Here is a 22,512-nt window from a genome sequence, read left to right on the forward strand (position 1 = left end):
CCAACTTCAAACTTCTTTGCCCTCATGCACCTGCCCCGGAGGGGTGGTCGCGCCGCCCCCCGTGCAGGCTAGGTTGGCGGGCGGCCCACATCCTCTCGGGAGGCATCCTTGACATCCGACACGCTGATCGACGCGTCCTGGCTCGACTACCTGCTCGTCGCCATCTACTTCGCCTTCGTCCTGGGCATCGGTGTCATGGCGCGTCGCTCGGTCTCGGACTCGATCGACTTCTTCCTCTCCGGCCGCTCGTTGCCGGCCTGGGTCACCGGCCTCGCGTTCATCTCCGCCAACCTCGGCGCGGTCGAGATCATGGGCATGTCGGCCAACGGGGCCGAGCTCGGGCTCCCGACCGTCCACTACTTCTGGGTGGGCGCGGTCCCGGCGATGCTGTTCCTCGGCGTCGTGATGATGCCGTTCTACTACGGCTCCAAGGTCCGCTCGGTCCCTGAGTTCATGTTCCGCCGGTTCGGCACCGGGGCCCACCTGGTCAACGCGATCAGCTTCGCCGTCGCGCAGCTGCTCATCGCCGGCGTCAACCTCGCGCTGCTGGCCGGCATCGTGCACGCCCTGCTCGGCTGGCCCATCTGGATCGCCCTCGTGGTGGCCGGCGCGATCGTGCTGTCCTACATCACCCTGGGCGGCCTGAGCGCGGCGATCTACAACGAGGTGCTCCAGTTCTTCGTCATCGTGGCCTCCCTGCTCCCGCTCACCCTGATCGGCCTGCACCGGGTGGGCGGCTGGGACGGCCTCACCGACAAGGTCACCGCGGCCGCCGACGGGGCCCCGGCCGACGCCGGCGTGGCGCCCGCCGCCCAGCAGCTGGAGTCCTGGCCGGGCCAAGCGCTCTCGGGCTTCGACTCGCCGCTCTTCTCGGTGATCGGCATCGTCTTCGGGCTCGGGTTCGTGCTGTCCTTCGGCTACTGGACGACCAACTTCGTCGAGGTGCAGCGGGCGATGGCGTCCAACTCCATCTCCGCCGCCCGCAAGACGCCGATCATCGGCGCCTTCCCCAAGATGTTCATCCCCTTCATCGTGATCGTCCCCGGCATGATCTCGGCCGTCCTGGTGAGCGAGATGATCGAGCTCAAGAACGGCGGCAGCCCCGAGGGCGGGGCCTCGGGGGAGGGCGTGGCGTACAACGACGCCCTGCTGCTGCTGATGCGCGACGTGCTGCCCAACGGCCTGCTCGGGCTGGCGATCGCCGGCCTGCTGGCGGCGTTCATGGCCGGCATGGCCGCCAACATCTCGGCGTTCAACACGGTCTTCTCCTACGACCTGTGGCAGCGCTACATCCGCAAGGACCACTCCGACGACTACTACCTGCGGATCGGCCGGATCGCCACGGTCGCCGCGACGGTGATCGCGATCTTCACCGCCCGGATCGCGATGGGCTACGACAACGTCATGGACTACCTCCAGACGTTGTTCGGGTTCTTCAACGCGCCGTTGTTCGCCACGTTCATCCTCGGCATGTTCTGGAAGCGGATGACCCCGACGGCCGGCTGGGTGGGCCTCGTGTTCGGCACGCTCTCCGCCGTCGCGGTGGACCGGGTGGCCGCGGCCGGGCTGATCGAGCTCCCCGGGCAGGGCGTCGCCTTCCTGGCCGCGTCGACGGCCTTCGTGGTCGACATCGTCCTGAGCGTGGTGGTCTCCTTGGTCACCGAGCCCAAGCCGGCCGCCGAGCTCAAGGGGCTCGTCTACTCCGAGACGCCCCGCGAGGACCTCGTCGACCCGAACGAGGCGTCCATGCCGTGGTACCAGCGGACCCTCCCGCTCGCGGGGATAGCGCTCGCGATGGTCATCGTCCTCAACATCACCTTCTGAGAGGGGCACCATGTCCGACTCCACGTCCGACGGCACGAGCGGCTCCCGCAAGGCCGGTGCCTTCGACATCCGCAACATCATCGGCGCCCTGATGGGCCTGTACGGCGTGATCCTGGTCCTCGCCGGCCTGCTCGGGGAGCACGAGCCCGACAAGACCGGCGGGGTGAACGCCAACCTCTGGACCGGCATCGGGCTCCTCGTGGTCGCGGTCGTGTTCTTCGGCTGGGCGCGGCTGCGGCCCATCGTCGTGCCGCAGGACGTCGACGAGCCCGACGACGACCCGACCCGCCCCGGCCCGCGCCGCAAGCGCCCCCCGGTCACCTGATGGCGCGCGCGATCCACCACTGGGACCTGTGGGTCAGCGACCCGGAGGTCGCGGCCGACGAGTGGGGGTGGCTCCTCGGCGAGCTCGGCTGGGCCGCCGACGGCACGTCGTGGGTGGCCGACGACGGGACCTACGTGTTCCTCGAGCGCTCGCCGGACCAGGTCGACGCGCCGTACGACCGGATGCGGCCCGGGGTCAACCACCTCGCCCTGACCGTCGAGGACCGCGCGCTGCTCGACCGGGTACGCGCCGAGTCCAGCGCCCACGGTTGGCACGAGATGTTCGCCGACCGCTACCCGCACGCCGGCGGGGACGACCACACGGCGCTCTACCTGGAGAACTCCGAGGGGTTCGAGGTCGAGCTGGTGGTGGGGGACTGAAGTCGCAGCGACCGTCGGTCGCCCGCACTAGGGTGCGGGCATGAGTGGCGGACGGCCGGACACCGGGGTCGACCTCGACCGGCTCGCCGACGAGCTCGACGAGCGGCTCGAGGCGGCGGACGCTGCCCTGGCCCGGCTCTACCCGGGTGCCCGTCCGGGCCGCCAGCCCGTGCACACGGTCTACGTCCCGGCCGACCGGTTCCACGCAGGCCTCGTCCCGGCGTACGGCGCGGAGGCGCTGCGCGTGGTCGACGAGCACGCCGACCTGTTCCTCGAGGTGCTCGACGGCGACGGGGCCCTCGTGGACCGGGTCCGCGACAAGCTCGCCCGCGAGCCCGTCGAGGACCTGCGCATCGACTTCGAGGACGGCTACGGCACCCGCCCCGACGAGGAGGAGGACGACGCCGTCCGGACCAGCGCGATCGCGCTGCGGGAGGCGATCGGTCACGGGACGGCCCCGGCGGGCCACGGCATCCGGTTCAAGAGCTTCGAGGCGCCCAGCCGGCGGCGCGGCCTGCGCACCCTCGGGCTGTTCCTCGCCAACCTGGCCCACCGGGGGCAGCTCCCCGACGGCTTCGTGGTCACCCTGCCCAAGGTCACCTCCGTCGACCAGGTGGAGGCGCTGGTGCACGCGTCGCGACGGCTGGAGGACGGGCTGGGCCTGGCGCCGCAGTCGCTGCGGTTCGAGATCCAGGTCGAGACGTCCCAGTCGGTGCTGGGTCCCGACGGCACCGCGCTCGTCGCCCGGATGGTCCACGCCGCCGACGGCCGCTGCACCGGCCTGCACTACGGCACCTACGACTACTCCGCCTCCCTCGGCGTCGCGGCCGCCCACCAGAGCCTCGAGCACCCGGTCGCCGACCACGCCAAGGCGGTCATGCAGGCGGCCGCGGCCGGCACCGGCGTACGCCTCTCCGACGGGTCGACCAACGTCCTGCCCGTCGGCACCCCGGAGCAGGTGGGGGCCGCGTGGCGCAACCACCTGCGCCTGGTGCGCCGCTCGCTCGAGCGGGGCTACTACCAGGGCTGGGACCTCCACCCCGCCCAGCTGCCCACCCGCTACGCCGCCACCTTCGCGTTCTACCGCGGTGGGCTCGACGCCGCCGCCGGCCGGCTGCGCAGCTACGTCGCCCGGCGGGAGTCCGGCGTCCTCGACGAGCCGGCCACCGCCCGCGCCCTGGCCGACTACCTGCTCCGCGGGCTCGACTGCGGCGCCCTCTCGAGCACCGAGGTCGGCGACGCCTGCGGCCTCGACACCGGGACGCTCGCCTCGCTCGCCCACCGCACCCCGACCACGAAGGAGGGCTGAGCCCATGGGCATCGTCCTGGGACCCAACCGCTACGGCAAGGCCGAGTGCCGGGTCGTCCGCATCGTGCGCGACACCCCGCGCCACGAGATCCGCGACCTGACGGTCTCCACCGCGCTCCGCGGCGACTTCGCGGCGGCGCACGTCGACGGCGACCAGTCGCAGGTGCTGCCCACCGACACCCAGAAGAACACCGCGTTCGCCTACGCCAAGCAGCACGGCGTCAGCTCGCCGGAGGACTACGCGCTGGCCCTGGCGCGTCGGCTCCTGGACGCGACGCCCGTCGCCACCGGCGCCACGATCCGCGTCGACGAGCACGCGTGGGACCGGATCCCCGTCGACGGAGCGGGCCACGACCACGCGTTCGTGCGCCGCGGGGGCGAGGTCCGCACCACCGAGGTCGACCTGACCGCCGAGCGGGCGCGGGTCGTGTCGGGGCTCACCGACCTGGTCGTGCTGAAGTCCACCGGCTCGGAGTTCGCGGGCTTCCTCGTCGACGACTACACCACGCTGCCGGAGGCCGACGACCGCATCCTGGCCACGTCGCTCACCGCGACCTGGCGCTATGCCGACGAGGTGCGGGCCGACGGGGCCGAGGTCGACTGGAACGCGACGTACGACGCGGTGCGGGCGCTGCTGCTCGCGACCTTCGCGACGACCTACAGCCGGGCGCTCCAGGAGACGCTCTACGCGATGGGCCGTGCGGTGCTGGAGGCGCACCCCGAGATCGCGGAGATCTCGTTCGTCGCCCCCAACAAGCACCACTTCCTCGTCGACCTCGAGCCGTTCGGGCTGGACAACCGCGGCGAGGTCTTCATCGCCGCGGACCGGCCCTACGGGCTGATCGAGGCGACCGTGCTCCGGGAGGAGGACCGATGAGCGTGACCAGGCCCGGCCTGCCGGCGTTCAACGCGATGGAGCGTGACGAGGCCTACCGCCTGGCCCGGACCTGGCTGGACGTGCCGCGCTGGGCCGACTTCCTCGCCGTCACACGCCCCTTCGACGACGTCGGTGAGCTCGAGGCCACGATGGTGTCCGCCTCGGCCACGATCTCCGACCGCGAGCTCGAGCAGGCCCTGGCCCGGCACCCGCGGATCGGTGAGCGTGCCGACGCGGCCAAGCACGACGCCGAGCACTCCACCCGCGAGCAGTCCGGCGTGGACGCCACCGACGCCGATCTCTCGCGCGCGCTCATGGAGGGCAACCGCGCCTACGAGGAGCGCTTCGGGCGCGTCTTCATCGTGCGCGCTGCCGGGCGCAGCGGGAGCGACATCCTCGAGCACCTGCGGCGCCGGCTCGACAACACCGACGAGCTCGAGCGCGCCGCGACGATCGACCAGCTGACCCAGATCGCGGTCCTGCGCATGAGAGAGGCATTGTCCTGATGGCCACCCTCAGCACCCACGTCCTCGACACCAGCCGCGGCCGTCCTGCCGTGGCCCTGCGCGTCACCCTCGAGTCCGCCGGCGGGGCGACGCTGGCCGAGGCGGCGACGGACGCCGACGGCCGCGTCGGCGATCTCGCGCCCGGGGACCTCGGCGCCGGCACCTACCGCCTGCGGTTCGACACCGCCGCGTGGTTCGCGGCGCACGACGTGGAGGCCTTCTACCCCGAGGTGGTCGTCGCCTTCGACCTCACCGGCGACGACCACTTCCACGTGCCGCTCCTGCTCAGCCCCTTCGGCTACTCGACCTACCGTGGCAGCTGAGCCGGACACCGTCGTCCGCGCCCTCCGGGCAGTCGTCGGTGGCCTCGAGCAGCCGGCCGCGGTCGGCATCCGCGACGGGCGCATCGTCGCGGTCGCGGCGTACGACGAGCTCGAGGCGGCCGAGGTCGTGGAGCTCGCCGACGACGAGGTGCTCCTGCCCGGCCTCGTGGACACCCACGTGCACGTCAACGAGCCCGGCCGCACCGAGTGGGAGGGCTTCGCCAGCGCCACGCGCGCGGCGGCCGCCGGCGGGGTGACCACGATCGTGGACATGCCGCTCAACAGCATCCCGCCGACCACCACGCTCGCGGGGCTCGAGGCCAAGCGGGCCGTGGCGCAGGGGCAGGTGTTCGTCGACGTCGGCTTCTGGGGCGGGGCGGTCCCCGGCAACGTGCCCGACCTCGAGCCGCTGCACGCGGCCGGGGTGTTCGGCTTCAAGTGCTTCCTGCTCGACTCGGGGGTCGCGGAGTTCCCGCACCTGGACGCAGACCAGCTCGCGGCCGCGATGGCCGAGACGGCGAGGCTCGGGTCGCTGCTGCTCGTGCACGCCGAGGACGCCGACGTGATCGCGCCCTGCGAGCACGGACGGTCCTACGCCGGCTTCCTGGCGAGCCGCCCGGACGCGGCCGAGGAGCGGGCGATCGACCTGGTGCTCCGGACGGCGTGGAGCGCCGGTGGGCGGGCCCACGTCGTCCACCTCAGCGCGGCGGGCGCCCTCCCGGCGTTGCGGGAGGCGCGCCGCGCCGGCGTCGACGTCTCGGTGGAGACCTGCCCCCACTACCTGCACTTCGAGGCCGACGCGGTCCCCGACGGCGCCACCGAGCTCAAGTGCTGCCCGCCGATCCGCGACGCCGGCAACCGGGAGGCGCTGTGGGAGGGGCTCGAGTCGGGCGACATCGACCTCGTGGTCACCGACCACTCGCCCAGCACCCCCGACCTCAAGGCCAGCGGGGACTTCGCCGACGACTGGGGCGGCATCGCGTCGCTCCAGGTCGGTCTGCCGGCGGTGTGGACGACCGCGCGTGAGCGCGGCGTCCCGCTGGCCGACGTGGTCGGCTGGATGTCGGCCGCACCGGCCGCCCGCGTGGGCCTCACCGGCAAGGGGGAGATCGCCGTCGGCGTCGACGCCGACCTGTGCGTCTTCGCGCCCGACGAGCCGTTCGTCGTCGACGTGGCCCGGCTGCACCACAAGAACCCCGTGACGGCCTACGCCGGGCGTACGCTCACCGGCACCGTGCGCCGGACCTGGCTGCGCGGCACCCCGATCGACCTGTCCGCCGCGCCGCGCGGGCGGCTGCTGAGGAGGACCGACGTGACAGAGGTGGCCCGATGACCTACTGGGTCCCGCGTGGCGGCCTGCCGCCGCAGACCGCGCTGACCACCGACCGCGCGGTGTTCACCGAGGCCTACGCGGTGCTGCCGCGCGGCACGATGCGCGACATCGTCACCAGCCGGCTGCCGTTCTGGGACGACACGCGGCTGTGGGTGCTGGCCCGCCCGCTGTCCGGCTTCGCCGAGACCTTCTCCTGGTACGTCGTCGAGGTGGCGCCCGGCGGCGGCAGCGAGCGGCCCGACGACGACGCCGACGCGGAGTCCGTGCTCATGGTCGTCGACGGGACGGTCGTGCTCAGCGTGGACGGCATCGCGCACCGGGTGCCCGCGGGCGGCTACGCCTACCTCGCGCCGGGCGCCCGCTGGACGCTGCGCAACGACGCGGGGGGCACCGCCACGTTCCACTGGATCCGCAAGGCCTACGAGCGCGTCGACGGCATCGAGCCGCCCTCGTCCTTCGTGACCCACGAGCAGGACGTCGCCGTCCAGCCGATGCCCGACACCCGGGGCGCCTGGGGGACTCAGCGGTTCGTGGACCCCGACGACGTCCGCCACGACATGCACGTCAACATCGTCGGCTTCGAGCCCGGCGGCGCCATCCCGTTCCCGGAGACGCACGTGATGGAGCACGGGCTCTACGTCCTGGAGGGCAAGGCGGTCTACCTCCTCAACAACGACTGGGTCGAGGTCCAGGCCGGCGACTTCATGTGGCTGCGCGCCTTCTGCCCGCAGGCCTGCTACGCCGGCGGGCCCGGCAGGTTCCGCTACCTGCTCTACAAGGACGTCAACCGGCACCCGCGGCTGCACCCGCCCCGGTGACATCGCACCCGGGACATCCCCCGGACGTGACCGCGGTCACGTAGCATGGACGTCGGCAGGTCGTCGTTCGGCATGGACAACCGGCGGCCCGCGACTCCCTGAACCATGCATCCCAGGGGAGGTTGCGTGCCCGATCCACAGGTCACCGTCAACGGGCGTCCACGCCCGCTCACCGGCGTGCCCGCCCACACCAACGCCCTCGACTTCGTGCGGGGCCTCGGGCTGACCGGCGCCAAGGAGGGCTGTGCCGAGGGGGAGTGCGGTGCGTGCGCGGTGCTCGTCCTGCGCCCCGCGCCCGACGCCGGCAGCCGGTGGACGGCGGTCAACGCGTGCCTCGTCCCCGCGGTCGCGCTCGACGGCCAGGAGGTCGTCACCGCCGAGGGGCTGGGCAGCCCCGAGCACCTGCACCCGGTCCAGGAGGAGCTCGCCGTCCGCGGCGGGTCCCAGTGCGGCTACTGCACCCCCGGCTTCGTCTGCTCGATGGCCGCCGACTACTACCGCCCGGGCCGGGGTGACGGCCTCGACGTCCACGCGGTGAGCGGCAACCTGTGCCGCTGCACGGGCTACCGGCCGATCCGCGACGCCGCCGAGGCGCTGGCCGCCCCCTCGGCCGACGACGCCCTCGCGAGGCGGCAGGACCGGCCGGCACCGCCGCCGGCGACCACCCGCGCCGACGCCTTCGCCCGTCCCGCGGACCTGGCCGAGGCGCTCGACCTGCTGCGCCAGCACCCGGACGCGACCGTGGTGGCCGGGGCGACCGACCTCGGCGTCGAGGCCAACCTCCGCGGTCGCCGTCCGGCGTACGTCGTGGCGGTCGACCGGCTCCCCGAGCTCCGGGAGGTCTCCACGGGCGAGCCGATCACGATCGGCGCGGGGCTCACGCTCACTGAGGTGGAGGCCGCGCTCGGCGGGGCGGTGCCGCTGCTCGACGAGGTGTGGCCGCAGTTCGCGTCGCCCCTGATCCGCAACGGCGCGACCATCGGCGGCAACCTCGCCACCGCGTCGCCCATCGGCGACCTGCCGCCGGCCCTGCTCGCGCTGGACGCCGGCGTCGTGCTCGCCTCCCTCGACGGCGACCGGGAGGTGCCGCTCGCCGAGTTCTTCACCGGCTACCGGCAGACCGTGATGGAGCCCGGGGAGCTGGTCCGGGCGGTCCGCGTGCCGCGGCCGCTCGCCGGCCTCACCGCGTTCCAGAAGATCGCCAAGCGTCGGTACGACGACATCTCCAGCGTGGCTGTCGGCATCGCGCTCGACGTGGTCGACGGCACGGTGGTTCGCGCCAGGATCGGCCTCGGCGGCGTGGCCGCGACGCCGGTCCGGGCGCTGGCGACCGAGGCGGTCCTCGAGGGGCGCCCGTGGACGAGCGGGACCGTCGAGGCCGCGGCGGAGGTGATGCGCGGCGAGGGCACGCCGATCGACGACCAGCGCGCCAGCGCGGCGTACCGATCGGCCATGCTCGGCAACGCGCTGCGCCGGCTGTGGGCCGAGACCGCCTCGCCGGAGGGGGTGGCCGGATGAGCGTCGGCGCCGCCCTGCCCCACGAGAGCGCAGCCCTCCACGTCACCGGGCACGCGCTCTACACCGACGACCTCGTGCACCGCACCCGCGACGTCCTGCACGCCCACCCGGTGTGCTCGCCGCACCCGCACGCCCGGGTGACCCGCCTCGACGCGTCCCCGGCGCTCGCGGTGGACGGGGTGGTGCGGGTGCTCACCGCGGCCGACGTCCCCGGCGTCAACGACGCGGGGGTCAAGCACGACGAGCCGCTCTTCCCCGACGAGGTGATGTTCGTCGGGCACGCGGTGTGCTGGGTGCTGGCGGAGTCCCTCGAGGCCGCGCGCCTCGGCGCCGCCGCCGTCGAGGTCGACTACGAGCCGTTGCCCGCGATCGTCACGCTCGCCGAGGCGATCGAGGCGGAGAGCTTCCAGGGCGGCCGCCCCGTCGTCAGGCGCGGCGACACCGGCCCCGCCCTCGCGGGCGCGACCCACGTCTTCAGCGGGACCACCGAGATGGCGGGGCAGGAGCACTTCTACCTCGAGACTCAGGCCTCCCTGGCGCTCGTGGACGAGGGCGGCCAGGTGTTCGTGCAGAGCAGCACCCAGCACCCGTCGGAGACGCAGGAGATCGTGGCCCACGTCCTGGGCCTGGCCAACCACGAGGTGACCGTGCAGTGCCTGCGGATGGGCGGCGGCTTCGGCGGCAAGGAGATGCAGCCGCACGGCTTCGCAGCCGTGGCCGCCCTGGGGGCCACGCTGACCGGGCGACCGGTCCGGCTCCGGCTCAGCCGCGCCCAGGACATGACCATGACCGGCAAGCGGCACGGGTTCCACGCGCAGTGGCGGGCCGGCTTCGACGGCGACGGCCGGCTCGTGGCGCTCGAGGCGACCCTGACCTCCGACGGCGGCTGGAGCCTGGACCTGAGCGAGCCGGTGCTCGCGCGGGCGCTGTGCCACGTCGACAACGCCTACTGGATCCCGCACGTGCTCCTGCACGGCCGGGTCGCCCGCACCCACAAGACCTCGCAGACCGCGTTCCGCGGCTTCGGCGGTCCGCAGGGGATGATGGTGGTGGAGGACGTGCTGGGCCGGTGCGCGCCGTTGCTCGGGCTCGACCCCGTGGAGCTGCGGCGCCGCAACTTCTACGTCGACGGGCAGTCGACGCCCTACGGCCAGCCGGTGCGGCACGCCTCGCGCATCGTCGCCGCGTGGGACCAGGTGCTCGCGACCGGCGACGTGGCCACCCGCCAGGCGGAGATCGCCGCGTTCAACGCCGCGCACCCGCACGTGAAGCGGGCCCTGGCCCTGACCCCCGTGAAGTTCGGGATCTCCTTCAACTTCACCGCCTACAACCAGGCCGGCGCGCTCGTGCACGTCTACAAGGACGGCTCGGTGCTGGTCAACCACGGCGGGACCGAGATGGGCCAGGGACTGCACACCAAGATGCTCCAGGTCGCGGCGACGGCGCTCGGCGTACCCCTCGAGCGGGTCCGGCTCGCGCCCACCCGTACCGACAAGGTGCCCAACACCTCGGCCACCGCCGCCAGCTCGGGCGCCGACCTCAACGGCGCGGCGGTCAAGGACGCCTGCGAGCAGGTGATGGCCCGGCTCTCGGCGGTCGACGCCGGCCGGGGCCTGCCCTGGGACGAGCTGGTCCGCGAGGCCTACTTCAGCCGGGTCCAGCTCTGGGCGGCCGGGTTCTACCGGACCGAGGGCATCCACTGGGACTCCACGGTCATGCGCGGCCACCCGTTCAAGTACTTCGCCTACGGGGTGGCGGCCAGCGAGGTCGAGGTCGACGGCTTCACCGGCGCCCACCGCACCCGCCGGGTTGACATCGTGCACGACGTCGGGGACAGCCTCTCCCCGCTGGTCGACCTCGGCCAGGTGGAGGGCGGCTTCGTGCAGGGGGCGGGCTGGCTGACGCTCGAGGACCTGCGCTGGGACGAGTCCGACGGACCGGCCCGCGGCCGGCTGACCACGCAGTCCGCCAGCACCTACAAGCTGCCCAGCCTCGGCGAGCTGCCGGGGGAGCTGCACGTCGCCTTCCTCGAGCACGCCCACGAGGACGGCGTCGTCCACGGCGCCAAGGCCGTCGGCGAGCCGCCCCTGATGCTCGCGCTCTCCGTCCGCGAGGCGCTGCGCCAGGCGGCCGCGGCCTTCGGACCGTCCGGCACGAGCGTCGACCTCGCCTCGCCGGCCACTCCCGAGGCGGTCTTCTGGGCGCTCGAGCGCGCGCGCCGGGGCGGTTCCGACCACGTCGTGCGCGGGACCCCGGGCGTCGTCCCCGACCGGCCCGACCCGGCGGCGCCACCGCTGCACCCGCGGTCCGAGCAGGCCGCCCACACCACGGCCGAGGCCTGAGATGCAGTGGGTGAGGGCCGTCGAGCTGCTCCGGGACGAGCGCCGTCCCGGCGTGCTGGTCACGGTCGCGCTGGTGCGCGGGCACGCGCCCCGCGGGGCCGGGGCCAAGATGGTGGTGGCGACCGACGCGACGTGGGGGAGCGTCGGCGGCGGCAACCTCGAGGAGACCGCGGTCACCCGCGCCCGCGCCCTGCTCGGGAGCCCGGCGTCCGCGCCGGAGCAGCTCACGGTGGGGCTCACCGACAAGGCCCGCACCGACCACGGCCGCCAGTGCTGCGGCGGGGAGGTCACCCTCCTGCTGGAGCCGCTGCCCGTCGTGCCGGCGGTCGCCGTCTTCGGCGTGGGGCACGTCGGCCTCGAGCTGGCCAGGATCCTGGCCCGCCACGACCTGGACCTGCACCTCGTCGACTCGCGGGCCGACCAGCTCTCTCCGGAGCGGCTCGCGTGCCTGGACGACGCCGAGGCGCGCGTCGTGGTCCACCACTCGCCGGTGCCCGAGCTCGCCCTGGGCTCGGTGCCGACGGGCACCCACGTGCTCGTGATGACCCACGACCACGCCGAGGACTTCGCGGTCTGCGACGCCGCGCTGCGCTGCGGGCACCTCGGCAGCATCGGGCTCATCGGGTCGGCGGCGAAGTGGACCCGCTTCCGCACCGGGCTCCTCGTGGAGGGTCACGACGAGGCGACGGTGGCGCGCATCGAGTGCCCCATCGGTGACCCCGCCGATGGCGACAAGACGCCGCCCTCGATCGCGCTCGGAGCGGCGACGGCGCTCGTACGGCGCTTCGTCGCCGACCGCGACCGGGTCGACGGATGACGTCGGTCGCGGTCCTCTACCGCGCCCGCGCCTACGACACCCCCCAGGATCCCTTCGCCGACGGGACGCCGGCCCCGGGCTTCCGGTACGACGACGACCTGGGGCTGGCCGTCTCGTCCGAGGGCGTGATCACGGCCCGCGGCCCGTTCGCGACCGTGGCGGCCGCGCACCCGGACGCCGCCGTCATCGACCTGCGAGCCGGGATCCTGCTGCCCGGCCTGGTGGACACGCACGTGCACTTCCCCCAGGTGCGGGTGATCGGAGCGCTCGGAATGCCGCTGCTGGAGTGGCTCGAGCGCTGCGCCCTGCCCGAGGAGCAGCACCTGGCCGACCCGGCATACGCCGCGACCATCGCGGGCGAGTTCGTCGCCGGGCTGGTGGCGGCCGGCACCACGACCTCGCTGGTCTTCGGCTCGCACTTCGCCCCGGCCGTCGACGCGCTGTTCACGGAGGCGGCCCGCTTCGGGCTGCGCGTGACCAGCGGCCTGGTGGTGAGCGACCGGATGCTGCCGGATCCGCTGCTGACCACGCCCGAGCGCGCGCACGCCGAGGCGGTGGCGCTGGCGTCACGCTGGCACGGGCGCGGCCGGGCGCGGTACGCCGTCACGCCGCGCTTCTCGCTGTCGGCCTCCGACGCGGTGCTGGCCGCGTGCGCGGCCGTGGTGGCGGACGTGGAGGGGGCCTTCTTCACCTCGCACGTCAACGAGAACCTCACCGAGGTGGCCACGGTGCACGGCCAGTTCCCGCACCGCACCGACTACGTCGACACCTACGACCAGCACGGGCTGCTGGGCCCGCGGTCGGTGCTGGCCCACAACGTGCACCCGCTGGACGGTGAGCTCGCCGTGCTCGCGGCCCGCGGCACATCGGTGGCGCACTGCCCGAGCAGCAACTCGGCGCTCGGCTCCGGGCTCTTCCGGCTACGCCGGCACGTGGATGCCGGGGTGCGGGTGGCCCTGGGGTGCGACGTCGGGGCGGGGACCGGCTTCTCGCTGTTCAAGGAGGGGCTGCAGGCCTACTTCGTCCAGCGGCTGCTCGGCGACGCCGGGCTCCCGCTGGCCCCCGGCCACCTGCTCCACCTGAGCACGTCGGCGGGGGCCGCGGCGCTGGGCCTCGCGGACGTCGTCGGCGACCTGTCGGTGGGCAAGGAGATGGACGCGATCTGCCTGCGCCCGCCTGCCGGCACCGCGCTGGACATCGGCCTGCGCCACGCCGGGTCGCCCGAGGAGGCACTGGGCAAGATCTTCGCCCTGGCCGGCGACGCCGACGTGGCCGACGTGTGGGTGGCGGGCGAGCAGATCGCCTCCGGCGGCTTCCTGCGGCCGGTCGGCGCCGGCCCGGTGGTCAGGCGGAGCCGCGCCGCCCGGCGTACCAGCTCCACGCGAGGGTGAGGATCAGCGCGCCCACGAAGGAGCCGATGAGGCCGCTGGCGCGCAGCTCGAGGCCGTCGCCGGCGAGGAGGCTCGCCAGCAGTCCGCCGACGAGCGAGCCGAGCAGGCCCGTGACGATCGCGACGGTCCAGTTCACGTCGCGCATGGATCGGCCGAGCACGAGCTGGGCGAGACCGCCGACCAGCAGGCCGAAGACGATGATGGCAAGGATCAACATGACCGGAGACTAGTGCGTCGCGGCCTGCCGTGGCGCCCGTCGGCGAGGGGTCTGGTCCGCTCGGTAACAAACCCGCAACACCCCAATCCGGGCTATGGACGTGACGGCCGTCACTGCATATGTTGTGTCGAACAACATATATGCGGAAGCTTGGCGGCGACGGCAGGCTGACGCGCGATCGAATTCGCTTAGGAGGCGGTTCGCGTGAAGCGGAAGCACAGTCTGTTCCTCGTACCTGTTCTCGGCCTGACCATGACCCTCGCCGCGTGCGGCGACGACTCCGACTCCGGCTCCGCCGAGGAGAACGGCGGCGGGGGAGGGGAGTCGGCCGGCCGGATCGGCGTCATCCTCCCCGACACCGAGTCGTCGGTGCGCTGGGAGAGCGCGGACCGGCCCGCACTCGAGGCCGCCTTCGAGGAGGCCGGCGTGGAGTACGACATCCAGAACGCGGAGGGCGACGCAGAGCGGATGACCCAGATCGCCGACACCATGATCGGCAACGGCGCCACCGTCCTGGCCATCGTCAGCCTCGACTCCGAGTCGGGCGCCGCGATCCAGGAGAAGGCGGCTTCGCAGGGCGTGGCGACGATCGACTACGACCGCCTCACGCTGGGCGGGTCCGCGGAGTACTACGTCTCCTTCGACAACACCGTGGTCGGCGAGCTGCAGGGCCAGGGCCTCGCGGACTGCCTCGGTGACAAGAAGGCCAACATCGTCTACCTCAACGGCTCGCCCACCGACAACAACGCCACCCTGTTCTCCGAGGGCGCCCACAGCGTCCTGGACGAGATGGACAACTACACGGTCGTCGGCGAGCAGGCCGTCCCCGACTGGGACAACGAGGAGGCGGCGACGATCTTCCAGCAGCTCTACACCGCCGCGAACGGCAAGGTCGACGGCGTGCTGGCCGCCAACGACGGGCTCGCGGGCGCCGCCATCAGCATCCTCGAGGGTGCCGGCCAGGCCGGCAAGGTCCCGGTCACCGGCCAGGACGCGACGGCCGAGGGGCTGCAGAACATCCTCGCCGGCACCCAGTGCATGACGGTCTACAAGTCCGCCACGCAGGAGGCCGGCGCGCTCGCCGAGGCGGCCATCGCGCTCGTCAACGGCGAGGAGGCCGAGACCACCGGCACGACGGAGGACACCGAGGGCGGCCGTGACGTCCCCTCGATCCTGCTGGAGCCGCAGTCCATCACCAAGGACAACGTCGGTGACGTGATCGAGGACGGCGGCGCGAACGTCGAGGACGTGTGCACCGGCGAGTTCGCCGACCTGTGCGCGGAGGCCGGCATCTCCTGATCGTCAGATGTACAGCGGTACGGCGCCCGGGCCGCACTCCGGTCCGGGCGCCGTACCGATCACTCGCACAACAATTCTCGTCCGATCGGAAGTGGATCCATGGTCAAGCCGCTGCTCGAGCTGCGCGGAGTCAACAAGAGCTTCGGCGTGGTGCACGTCCTGCACGACGTCGACTTCGCCGTCTACCCCGGCCAGGTGACCGCCCTCGTCGGTGACAACGGGGCCGGCAAGTCGACGCTGGTCAAGATCATCGCCGGCATCTACGGCCGCGACAGCGGCGACTACTACTTCGAGGGCGAGAAGGTCGAGGTGCACGGGCCCCGCGACGTCTCCGCCCTCGGCGTCGAGGTCGTCTACCAGGACCTCGCGCTGTGCGACAACCTCGACATCGTCGAGAACATGTTCCTCGGCCGCGAGGAGACCAGCCGGTTCGGCCTCGACGAGATCACCATGGAGTCCCGGGCCCGCGAGACCCTGGCGTCCCTGTCGGTGCGCACGGTCAAGTCGGTGCGCCAGAGCGTGGCCAGCCTCTCGGGCGGCCAGCGCCAGACCGTGGCGATCGCCAAGGCCGTGCTGTGGAACTCCAAGGTGGTGCTCCTCGACGAGCCCACGGCGGCCCTCGGTGTCGCCCAGACCCGGCAGGTCCTCGACCTGGTCCGCCGGCTCGCCGACCGCGGCCTCGGCGTCGTCCTCATCTCCCACAACATGGGCGACGTCTTCGAGGTCGCCGACCGGATCACCGCCCTCTACCTCGGCCGCGTGGCCGCTGACGTGCCGGCCAAGGACGTCACGCACAGCCAGGTCGTGGAGCTCATCACCGCCGGACGCTCCGGGGACCTCGGCATCGCCGAGAACCCGTCGACGGCCACCGTCTGAGAAGGACCGGAGAACACATCATGACCGTCGGCTCCGACACCCAGCCCGCCGCCGCCCCGAGCGGCTTCGACAGCGACAACCGGCAGGCCGCCTCCATCCGCGACTCGGCCCGTGACTACGTCGACCGCCTGCGCGGCGGCGACATGGGCTCCCTGCCCGCCATCCTCGGCCTGGTCTTCCTGTTCATCGTCTTCAGCTCGCTGCACGACCGGTTCCTGACGACGTACAACATGGCCAACCTGGTGATCCAGGCCGGCTCGATCATCGTGCTCGCCATGGGCATCGTCTTCGTGCTGCTGCTCGGCGAGATCGACCTGTCGGCCGGCGTGGCCGGCGGCGCCTCGGCGACGATCATCGCGCTGATGCTCATCGACTACGACTGGACGTGGTGGGCGGCGACCCTGGCCGGCATCGCCACCGGCGCGGTGATCGGGCTCGCCATCGGCTCCCTGGTCGCCTTCCTGGGCATCCCGTCGTTCGTGGTGACCCTGGCGTTCTTCCTCGCGCTCCAGGCGATCCCCCTCAAGCTCATCGGCTCCGGCGGGTCGCTGCGGTTCAACGACACGGTGCTGCGCGGCCTGTCGATCAAGAACGTGCCGCTGACCGCGGGCTGGATCGCGGCGGTGCTCATCGTGCTGGCGTTCGCCGCGCTGTCCCTGTGGCGCTACCGGTCGCTCTCGGCCCGGGGCCTGGTCCACCAGCCGCTGGGCCTCGTGGTCATCAAGATCGCCGTGCTCGCGGTGGTCGTCCTGGGGGTCACCGCGCTGCTCAGCGCCAACCGCGCGCCCAACCCCGACCTGTTCGAGATCAGCGGGATCCCGTGGGTGCTGCCCGTCGTGGTCGCCCTGCTGCTCTTCTGGACCTTCATCCTCGGCAAGACCCGGTTCGGCCGGCACCTCTACGCGGTCGGCGGCAACGCCGAGGCCGCACGCCGGGCCGGCATCAGCGTGACGCGCATCAAGATCGCCGCGTTCATCATCTGCTCCTCGATGGCGGCGATCAGCGGACTGCTCGCGGCGTCGTACACCGGCAAGGTCTCGCCGGGCTCCGGTGGCGGCAACGAGCTGCTGTACGCCGTGGGCGCCGCGGTGATCGGCGGCACCAGCCTCTTCGGTGGTCGCGGCCGGGCGATCGACGCCGTCATCGGCGGGCTGGTGATCGCCACCATCCCCAACGGCCTCGGCCTGCTCAACCAGGCGAGCTACATCAACTTCCTGGTCACCGGTGGTGTCCTCCTGCTCGCCGCGAGCGTCGACGCGATCTCGCGCCGCCGTCGCTCTGCGGCCGGTGTCTAGGTCGCTCCCGTGACCTCCCCACGGCGCTCGGGCCTCGGGACCAACCAGGAGGCCGTACGGCGTCACAACCTCGGGACCCTGCTGCGGCACCTGCACGGCGCGGGCCACATGTCGCGGGCCGAGCTGACCAGCCTGATGGGGCTCAACCGGAGCACCATCGCCGGGCTGGTGGCCGAGCTGGAGTCGCTCGGGGTCTCCGAGCGGGCGGTGCCCGTCGGCAACGTCCGCCAGGGGGCCGGTCGACCCTCCGCCGGGGTCCGGATCGCCGCGGACGGGCCGTACGTCGTCGCGGTCGACCTGGGAGTCGACCGCGCCGTCGTCGCCCGGGTCGGTCTCGGTGGCCGGGTGCTGCAGCGTGCGCAGGCCCCGGTGCACGGCGAGGGCGAGGCCTGGCAGGTGGGCTCGTCCGTGGCCGCACTGATCCGGAGCGTCGTCGCCGACGTGCCGCCGGTCGCGCCGCTCGTCGGCATCGGCATCAGCGTGCCGGGCATGGTGCGCCGCAGCGACGGCCTGATCCGGCTGGCGCCCAACCTGGAGTGGCACGACGTGTCGTTCGGCGGCATCGTGCTCGCGGCCCTGGGGCTGGACATCCCGGTCTCGTTGGCCAACGACGCGGACCTCGGCGCCCTGGCCGAGCACCGTCGCGGGGCGGGCGTCGGCATCGACGACCTCATCTACGTCTCGGGCAACGTGGGCGTCGGCGCGGGCATCATCACCGGAGGGCGCCGCTTCGAGGGGGCGGCCGGCTACGCCGGCGAGGTCGGCCACCTCCGGTTCAACCCGCAAGGACGTCCGTGCCACTGCGGCAACCGGGGGTGCTGGGAGACCGAGGTGGGGGCGCACGCCATCGCCGAGGCGATCAGCTGCCCGGCCGACAAGGTGGCGCAGCTCGACGAGGTCCTCGAGGGCTTCCGCGAGCCGACCCCCGGGCTCCGCGACACCGGCACAGCCCTCGGGCAGGGGCTGGCGAGCATCGTCAACGTCTTCAACCCGCAGGTGGTCGTGCTGGGCGGCTACTTCCGCACCCTCTTCCCGCTGGTGCGTGCCGAGGTGGTCGCGGGGCTCGCCGAGCGGACGCTCCCGGCGCCCCTGGAGTCGGTGACGCTCGCGCTCCCGGGGCTCGGCTCGGACTCGACGCTCCTCGGTGCCGCGGAGATCGCCCTGGAGCCGCTGTTCGTCGACCCGGTGGCCGCGCTCGGGTCAGCCCTGCTGGACGTGCGCACCGCCCTCGCCGGCTGAGCCGCGTCAGGCGGTCAGGTCGCGGTGGCCGGCCAGGACCGGCTCGAAGGACTGCTCGGCGGCGCCGAGGGCCGCCGCCTCGATGCCGAGCGTGCTCAGCCGCAGCTCGGGCCGGACCTGCTCGGGCGAGGGGAGCCGCTCGTCGACCGTGCGTCGGGCCGACTCGAGCACGAGGTCGCCGAGGGGCACGAAGTACCCGCCGAGCACCACGACCTCCGGGTCGAGGACCGTGCTGAGCGTCGCGATGCCGAGGCCGACGTCGTGGCCGACCCGTTCGAGCGCGGCCCGGACCGCCGGGTCGGTCCGGGCTCGCTCCGCGACGGCCTCCCCGGTGCGCAGCGGGGTCTCGAGCTCCTGCACCCCCACCGCCCGCACCATCGCCTGGAGCCCGATCGAGGCCTCCCAGCAGCCACGGCGACCGCACCCGCAGACGGCGTCGGAGCTGCCGACCGGCATGTGCCCGACCTCGCCGGCGAAGCCTGCGCCGCCGCGCACGAGCTCTCCGTCCTGGAGGATGCCGGCGCCGATGCCGACGGTGCCCGTCAGGTAGAGGGCGTGCGCGGCGCCCACCGCCGCGCCGTGGTGGGACTCCGCGTACGCCGCGCAGTCGGCGTCGTTGCTGACCCGCACCGGCCGGCCGGGCGCGATCGCCGCGAGGTCGTCGGCCAGCCCCGGACCCTCGAGGTCGAGGTTGGGCGCCCAGGCCACCGTGCGGTCGTCCCTGCGCACCAGGGCCGGCACGGCGACCGTGATCCCCACCAGCGTGCGTCCCGGGTCGGCGAGCTCCCGCTGGGCGGTGCGCGCCAGGGCGAGGAGGTCGGCGGCTCCGCCGCCCGCTCGGCTCTCGCTGAAGCGCACCTCGCCGGCGAGGTCGACCGCGACCGCGGAGACGTAGTCGACGTTGAGCTCGAGGCCGAGGGCGACGAAGTGCTCGCCGCGCAGCGCCACCGGCCGACCGGGCCGGCCGCGGACGCCCGGCCGGGACCCCTCCTCGGCCACCGCGCCGACGGCCTCGAGCTCGGCCACGATCGCGCCGACGGTCGCCTTGGCCAGCCCGGTCTGCTGGGACAGCTCGGCGCGGGTCGAGGACCCCGAGCGGCGCAGGGCCCGGAGGACGGCGGCGGTGTTGGCCCGCCGCAGCCCCTCGGTGCCAGCGCCGGAGCGCTGCGTGGTCAGCGGACGCCGTACAGGTGCTCGAGGGCCAGCTGGTCGAGCCGCTCGAACCCCGCGCCGCGGACCGCGAGGGCCTCGGGGTCGGGCAGGTCGGCCTCCAGCAGCTCCTTCCAGCCCTCGCCCCCGCCCAGGGTGGGCACGGCCAGCTCGGACACCCGGGCGACCTCCAGCGCCTCCTGCACCTCGGGGTCCGCGCGGAAGGCCCTGACCTTCTCGCGCAGCACGAGGTAGTTGCGCATGCAGGCCTCGGCCGAGACCCACACGCCCTCCTCGTCCTCCGTGCGCGCCGGCTTGTAGTCGAAGTGGACCGGTCCGTCGTAGCCGCCCGCGAGGAGGGTGTCGACCACCCAGAACGCGCCCCGGACGTTGCCCGCGCCGAAACGCAGGTCCTGGTCGTACTTGGGGCCGTTCTGTCCGTTGAGGTCGATGTGGAAGAGCTTTCCGTGCCACAGCGCCTGCGCGTAGCCCGCGGCGGCGTTCAGGCCGGCCATCTCCTCGTGCCCGATCTCGGGGTTCACCCCGACGAGCTCGGGACGCTCGAGCCTCTCGATGAACGCCAGCGCGTGGCCGACGGTCGGCAGGAGGATGTCGCCGCGCGGCTCGTTGGGCTTGGGCTCGATCGCGAACCGCAGGTCGTGGCCCTGCTCGGTCACGTACTCGCCGAGGAGGTCGAAGGCCTCCTTCATCCGGTCCAGGGCGACCCGGGTGTCCTGCGAGGCGCCGTACTCGGCCCCCTCGCGGCCACCCCACGCGACGTACACCTGAGCGCCGAGCTCGGCGGCGAGGTCGATGTTGCGCATCACCTTGCGGAGCGCGAAACGCCGGATGTCACGGTCGTTGTTGGTGAAGGCACCGGCCTTGAAGACCGGGTGCGTGAACAGGTTGGTCGTGGCGGTGGTGACGGCCAGTCCCGTGTCGGCCAGCCCCTGCTTGAAGCGTCGGATGATCGCGTCCCGGGTGGCCTCGTCGCTGCCGAAGGGGATGACGTCGTCGTCGTGGAAGTTGACGCCGTAGGCCCCGAGGGCGGCGAGCTTCTCCAGGGCGTGGACGGTGTCCATCGCCGGTCGGGTGGCGTCGCCGAAGGGGTCGCGCGCCTGCCAGCCGACGGTCCAGAGGCCGAAGGAGAACTTGTCCTCGGGGGTGGGTGCGGGGATGTCGATGTGGTGGCTCATGCCGTGCCTTCCGTGCGGTGTGCGGGTGGGGTCCAGTGGGCGGTGCGCTCGCGCAGGTCGGCGTAGACCTCGCGGACGTGGGGGTTGGTCTCGGCCTCGAGGACGGTGGTCTCGGGCCCCGGCCAGACGGGTGGCTCGGCCGCGCCGGAGAGCGCCCAGGCCGCCTGCCGCGCGGCCCCCAGCGCGACGTACTCGGCCGAGGGTGGGAGCGTGACGGGACGGCCCAGGACGGCGGGCGCGAGGGCGCGCAGGGCGGCGCTGCGGGTCGCCCCGCCGACCAGGAGCAGTCGCCGGGGCTGCTCGCCCGTGGCGTCGACCAGGCGGTCGAGCGCGTCGGCCAGGGAGCACAGCAGGGCCTCGTACGCCGCTCGCGCGAGGTCGGCGCGGGTGGTGGCGGGCGTGAGGCCGGTCCAGGTGCCGACGGCGCCGGGGCGGTTGGGGGTGCGCTCGCCGCCGTAGTAGGGCAGCACGGCGACCCCGCCGGCCCCGGGCGAGGACTCGAGCGCGAGGGCGGCCAGCCCCTCGTGGTCGACGCCGAGCCAGCGGGCCTGGAGGTCGAGGATGCCCGCCGCGTTGATGGTGGTGACCATCGGCAGGAAGCCGCCGCTGGCGTCCGCGAACCCCGTGACCACCCCGGTGCCGTCGGCGACCGCGGTCGCGCTCACCGTCGAGGCGACCCCGGAGGTGCCCACCGACAGGAGCACGTCGCCGGGGGCGAGGGCCATGCCGAGGGCAGCCCCCATGTTGTCGCCGGTGCCCCCGGCCATCACGGCGCCGCGGGCGGTCTCGGCGGCCACGGTGCCGGGGGCCACGACCCGGGGGAGGGCGACGGCACGCCCCAGCGCCCGCTCGGCGAGGTCGGGACGCCACTCGCCCGAGCGGGTGGCGAAGTAGCCGGTGCCGGACGCGTCGCCGCGGTCGGTGAACGCCGAGGTGCCCGGGGCGCTCAGGTGCCGCGACACGTAGTCGTGCGGGAGCAGCACCGACGCCACGCGACGTGCCCGCTCCGGCTCGTGGTCCCGGAGCCAGCGCAGCTTGGCGGCGGTGAAGGAGGCGACGAGCACGCTGCCGACGGCGTCGGCGCACTCCTGGGGTCCGCCCATCTCCGCGACGAGGTCGCCTGCGGCGCCGGCCGAGCGGGTGTCGTTCCACAGCAGCGCGTCGCGGACCGGCTCGCCGTCGTCGTCGAGCGCCACCATGCCGTGCTGCTGGCCCGCGACCGAGACCGCGTCCGCGCGCTCGAGCAGGCCGTCGGTCGCCTGGTCGACCGCCTGCAGCCAGGCCCGCGGGTCGACCTCGGTGCCGGGCGGGTGGGGCGCCGTGCCGGAGTCGACGACGGTGCCGTCGTCGGCGTCGACGAGCAGCGCCTTGGTCGACTGCGTGGAGGAGTCGATGCCGAGCACGAGGGTCACCCGACTATTAAGTACGCGACTCGAACTAATGTCAACGGCCGCGGCGGAGAAGTTCCGCCCGCTGCC

Annotated in this window: 21 protein-coding genes; 17 read left to right on the forward strand and 4 right to left on the reverse strand. The window is 73.4% G+C overall.

The features are described 5' to 3' along the window. The first annotated feature begins 108 nt into the window (after positions 1 to 108). From DAI17_RS05990 to DAI17_RS06050, 13 genes are all read left to right on the forward strand, one after another. Entirely contained in the window at positions 109 to 1,824 is a 1,716-nt protein-coding gene (locus tag DAI17_RS05990; protein WP_107771998.1) for a sodium:solute symporter family protein, read from the forward strand. Between the two features lie 10 nt (positions 1,825 to 1,834). Next, entirely contained in the window at positions 1,835 to 2,149 is a 315-nt protein-coding gene (locus DAI17_RS05995; protein ID WP_107771999.1) for a hypothetical protein, read from the forward strand. Beyond that, positions 2,149 to 2,529: a VOC family protein gene (locus DAI17_RS06000; RefSeq protein WP_107772000.1), complete on the forward strand. Its 381-nt coding sequence runs from the start codon at positions 2,149 to 2,151 to the stop codon at positions 2,527 to 2,529. The genes DAI17_RS05995 and DAI17_RS06000 overlap by 1 nt, the downstream gene beginning before the upstream one ends. Positions 2,530 to 2,569: 40 nt before the next feature. After that, positions 2,570 to 3,838, forward strand: a complete 1,269-nt coding sequence (locus DAI17_RS06005) for a DUF6986 family protein (protein ID WP_107772001.1) — start codon at positions 2,570 to 2,572, stop codon at positions 3,836 to 3,838. 4 nt (positions 3,839 to 3,842) lie between these two features. Beyond that, positions 3,843 to 4,715 (forward strand): factor-independent urate hydroxylase, encoded by an 873-nt coding sequence (pucL, locus tag DAI17_RS06010; RefSeq protein ID WP_107772002.1) that lies wholly within the window; start codon positions 3,843 to 3,845, stop codon positions 4,713 to 4,715. Beyond that, positions 4,712 to 5,221, forward strand: a complete 510-nt coding sequence (uraD, locus tag DAI17_RS06015; protein WP_107772003.1) for a 2-oxo-4-hydroxy-4-carboxy-5-ureidoimidazoline decarboxylase — start codon at positions 4,712 to 4,714, stop codon at positions 5,219 to 5,221. Before pucL ends, uraD begins: the two co-directional genes overlap by 4 nt. Next, entirely contained in the window at positions 5,221 to 5,544 is a 324-nt protein-coding gene (uraH, locus tag DAI17_RS06020) for a hydroxyisourate hydrolase (RefSeq protein ID WP_107772004.1), read from the forward strand. Before uraD ends, uraH begins: the two co-directional genes overlap by 1 nt. After that, positions 5,534 to 6,877, forward strand: a complete 1,344-nt coding sequence (gene allB, locus DAI17_RS06025) for an allantoinase AllB (protein WP_107772005.1) — start codon at positions 5,534 to 5,536, stop codon at positions 6,875 to 6,877. The genes uraH and allB overlap by 11 nt, the downstream gene beginning before the upstream one ends. Continuing rightward, positions 6,874 to 7,695 carry a bifunctional allantoicase/(S)-ureidoglycine aminohydrolase gene (locus tag DAI17_RS06030; protein WP_107772006.1) on the forward strand — a complete coding sequence of 274 codons (822 nt, stop codon included), beginning with the start codon at positions 6,874 to 6,876 and terminating at the stop codon, positions 7,693 to 7,695. The genes allB and DAI17_RS06030 overlap by 4 nt, the downstream gene beginning before the upstream one ends. 126 nt (positions 7,696 to 7,821) lie before the next feature. Further along, on the forward strand, positions 7,822 to 9,213 hold the full coding sequence (locus DAI17_RS06035; RefSeq protein WP_107772007.1) for a xanthine dehydrogenase small subunit: 1,392 nt from the start codon (positions 7,822 to 7,824) through the stop codon (positions 9,211 to 9,213). Next, positions 9,210 to 11,555, forward strand: coding sequence for a xanthine dehydrogenase molybdopterin binding subunit (locus tag DAI17_RS06040; RefSeq protein ID WP_107772517.1), 2,346 nt, complete (start codon positions 9,210 to 9,212; stop codon positions 11,553 to 11,555). The genes DAI17_RS06035 and DAI17_RS06040 overlap by 4 nt, the downstream gene beginning before the upstream one ends. Before the next feature lies 1 nt (position 11,556). Next, complete coding sequence (gene xdhC / locus DAI17_RS06045; RefSeq protein ID WP_107772008.1) at positions 11,557 to 12,372, forward strand: xanthine dehydrogenase accessory protein XdhC; 816 nt, start codon at positions 11,557 to 11,559, stop codon at positions 12,370 to 12,372. Then, positions 12,369 to 13,763 carry a guanine deaminase gene (locus DAI17_RS06050; RefSeq protein WP_107772009.1) on the forward strand — a complete coding sequence of 465 codons (1,395 nt, stop codon included), beginning with the start codon at positions 12,369 to 12,371 and terminating at the stop codon, positions 13,761 to 13,763. Before xdhC ends, DAI17_RS06050 begins: the two co-directional genes overlap by 4 nt. Here the strand turns inward: DAI17_RS06050 and DAI17_RS06055 are convergent. After that, positions 13,717 to 13,980 carry a GlsB/YeaQ/YmgE family stress response membrane protein gene (locus DAI17_RS06055; RefSeq protein WP_107772010.1) on the reverse strand — a complete coding sequence of 88 codons (264 nt, stop codon included), beginning with the start codon at positions 13,978 to 13,980 and terminating at the stop codon, positions 13,717 to 13,719. The two genes, DAI17_RS06050 and DAI17_RS06055, sit on opposite strands and share 47 nt — an antisense overlap. Before the next feature lie 204 nt (positions 13,981 to 14,184). On the opposite strand from DAI17_RS06055, the gene DAI17_RS06060 reads away from it, so the two are divergent. The 4 genes from DAI17_RS06060 (at position 14,185) to DAI17_RS06075 (ending at position 18,689) form a co-directional block, all read left to right on the forward strand. Next, positions 14,185 to 15,279: a sugar ABC transporter substrate-binding protein gene (locus DAI17_RS06060; protein WP_107772011.1), complete on the forward strand. Its 1,095-nt coding sequence runs from the start codon at positions 14,185 to 14,187 to the stop codon at positions 15,277 to 15,279. 99 nt (positions 15,280 to 15,378) lie between these two features. Continuing rightward, positions 15,379 to 16,155, forward strand: a complete 777-nt coding sequence (locus DAI17_RS06065; RefSeq protein WP_107772012.1) for an ATP-binding cassette domain-containing protein — start codon at positions 15,379 to 15,381, stop codon at positions 16,153 to 16,155. 20 nt (positions 16,156 to 16,175) lie between these two features. Then, a complete protein-coding gene (locus DAI17_RS06070) occupies positions 16,176 to 17,450 on the forward strand; it encodes a sugar ABC transporter permease (RefSeq protein WP_107772013.1) in 1,275 nt (424 codons plus the stop codon). Between the two features lie 9 nt (positions 17,451 to 17,459). Beyond that, positions 17,460 to 18,689, forward strand: coding sequence for an ROK family protein (locus DAI17_RS06075; RefSeq protein ID WP_107772014.1), 1,230 nt, complete (start codon positions 17,460 to 17,462; stop codon positions 18,687 to 18,689). Positions 18,690 to 18,695: 6 nt separating this feature from the next. Here the strand turns inward: DAI17_RS06075 and DAI17_RS06080 are convergent, their stop codons facing one another. From DAI17_RS06080 to xylB, 3 genes are read right to left on the reverse strand one after another with little or no spacing between them, the layout of a single operon-like run. Then, entirely contained in the window at positions 18,696 to 19,976 is a 1,281-nt protein-coding gene (locus DAI17_RS06080) for an ROK family transcriptional regulator (RefSeq protein ID WP_267894719.1), read from the reverse strand. After that, positions 19,862 to 21,034 carry a xylose isomerase gene (gene xylA / locus DAI17_RS21500; RefSeq protein WP_107772016.1) on the reverse strand — a complete coding sequence of 391 codons (1,173 nt, stop codon included), beginning with the start codon at positions 21,032 to 21,034 and terminating at the stop codon, positions 19,862 to 19,864. The genes DAI17_RS06080 and xylA overlap by 115 nt, the downstream gene beginning before the upstream one ends. After that, positions 21,031 to 22,446: a xylulokinase gene (xylB, locus tag DAI17_RS06090; protein ID WP_107772017.1), complete on the reverse strand. Its 1,416-nt coding sequence runs from the start codon at positions 22,444 to 22,446 to the stop codon at positions 21,031 to 21,033. Before xylB ends, xylA begins: the two co-directional genes overlap by 4 nt. Between the last annotated feature and the right edge of the window lie 66 nt (positions 22,447 to 22,512).

This window comes from Nocardioides sediminis (assembly GCF_003047295.1).
GTDB lineage: Bacteria > Actinomycetota > Actinomycetes > Propionibacteriales > Nocardioidaceae > Nocardioides > Nocardioides sediminis.

Bases quoted from the DNA above. Each gene is read 5' to 3' on its own strand.
- DAI17_RS05995 (WP_107771999.1), top strand. From the start codon at position 1,835: ATGTCCGACTCCACGTCCGACGGCACGAGCGGCTCCCGCAAGGCCGGT.
- DAI17_RS06000 (WP_107772000.1), top strand. From the start codon at position 2,149: ATGGCGCGCGCGATCCACCACTGGGACCTGTGGGTCAGCGACCCGGAG.
- DAI17_RS06005 (WP_107772001.1), top strand. From the start codon at position 2,570: ATGAGTGGCGGACGGCCGGACACCGGGGTCGACCTCGACCGGCTCGCC.
- pucL (WP_107772002.1), top strand. From the start codon at position 3,843: ATGGGCATCGTCCTGGGACCCAACCGCTACGGCAAGGCCGAGTGCCGG.
- uraD (WP_107772003.1), top strand. From the start codon at position 4,712: ATGAGCGTGACCAGGCCCGGCCTGCCGGCGTTCAACGCGATGGAGCGT.
- uraH (WP_107772004.1), top strand. From the start codon at position 5,221: ATGGCCACCCTCAGCACCCACGTCCTCGACACCAGCCGCGGCCGTCCT.
- DAI17_RS06030 (WP_107772006.1), top strand. From the start codon at position 6,874: ATGACCTACTGGGTCCCGCGTGGCGGCCTGCCGCCGCAGACCGCGCTG.
- DAI17_RS06040 (WP_107772517.1), top strand. From the start codon at position 9,210: ATGAGCGTCGGCGCCGCCCTGCCCCACGAGAGCGCAGCCCTCCACGTC.
- xdhC (WP_107772008.1), top strand. From the start codon at position 11,557: ATGCAGTGGGTGAGGGCCGTCGAGCTGCTCCGGGACGAGCGCCGTCCC.
- DAI17_RS06050 (WP_107772009.1), top strand. From the start codon at position 12,369: ATGACGTCGGTCGCGGTCCTCTACCGCGCCCGCGCCTACGACACCCCC.
- DAI17_RS06055 (WP_107772010.1), bottom strand. From the start codon at position 13,980: ATGTTGATCCTTGCCATCATCGTCTTCGGCCTGCTGGTCGGCGGTCTC.
- DAI17_RS06065 (WP_107772012.1), top strand. From the start codon at position 15,379: ATGGTCAAGCCGCTGCTCGAGCTGCGCGGAGTCAACAAGAGCTTCGGC.
- DAI17_RS06070 (WP_107772013.1), top strand. From the start codon at position 16,176: ATGACCGTCGGCTCCGACACCCAGCCCGCCGCCGCCCCGAGCGGCTTC.
- xylA (WP_107772016.1), bottom strand. From the start codon at position 21,034: ATGAGCCACCACATCGACATCCCCGCACCCACCCCCGAGGACAAGTTC.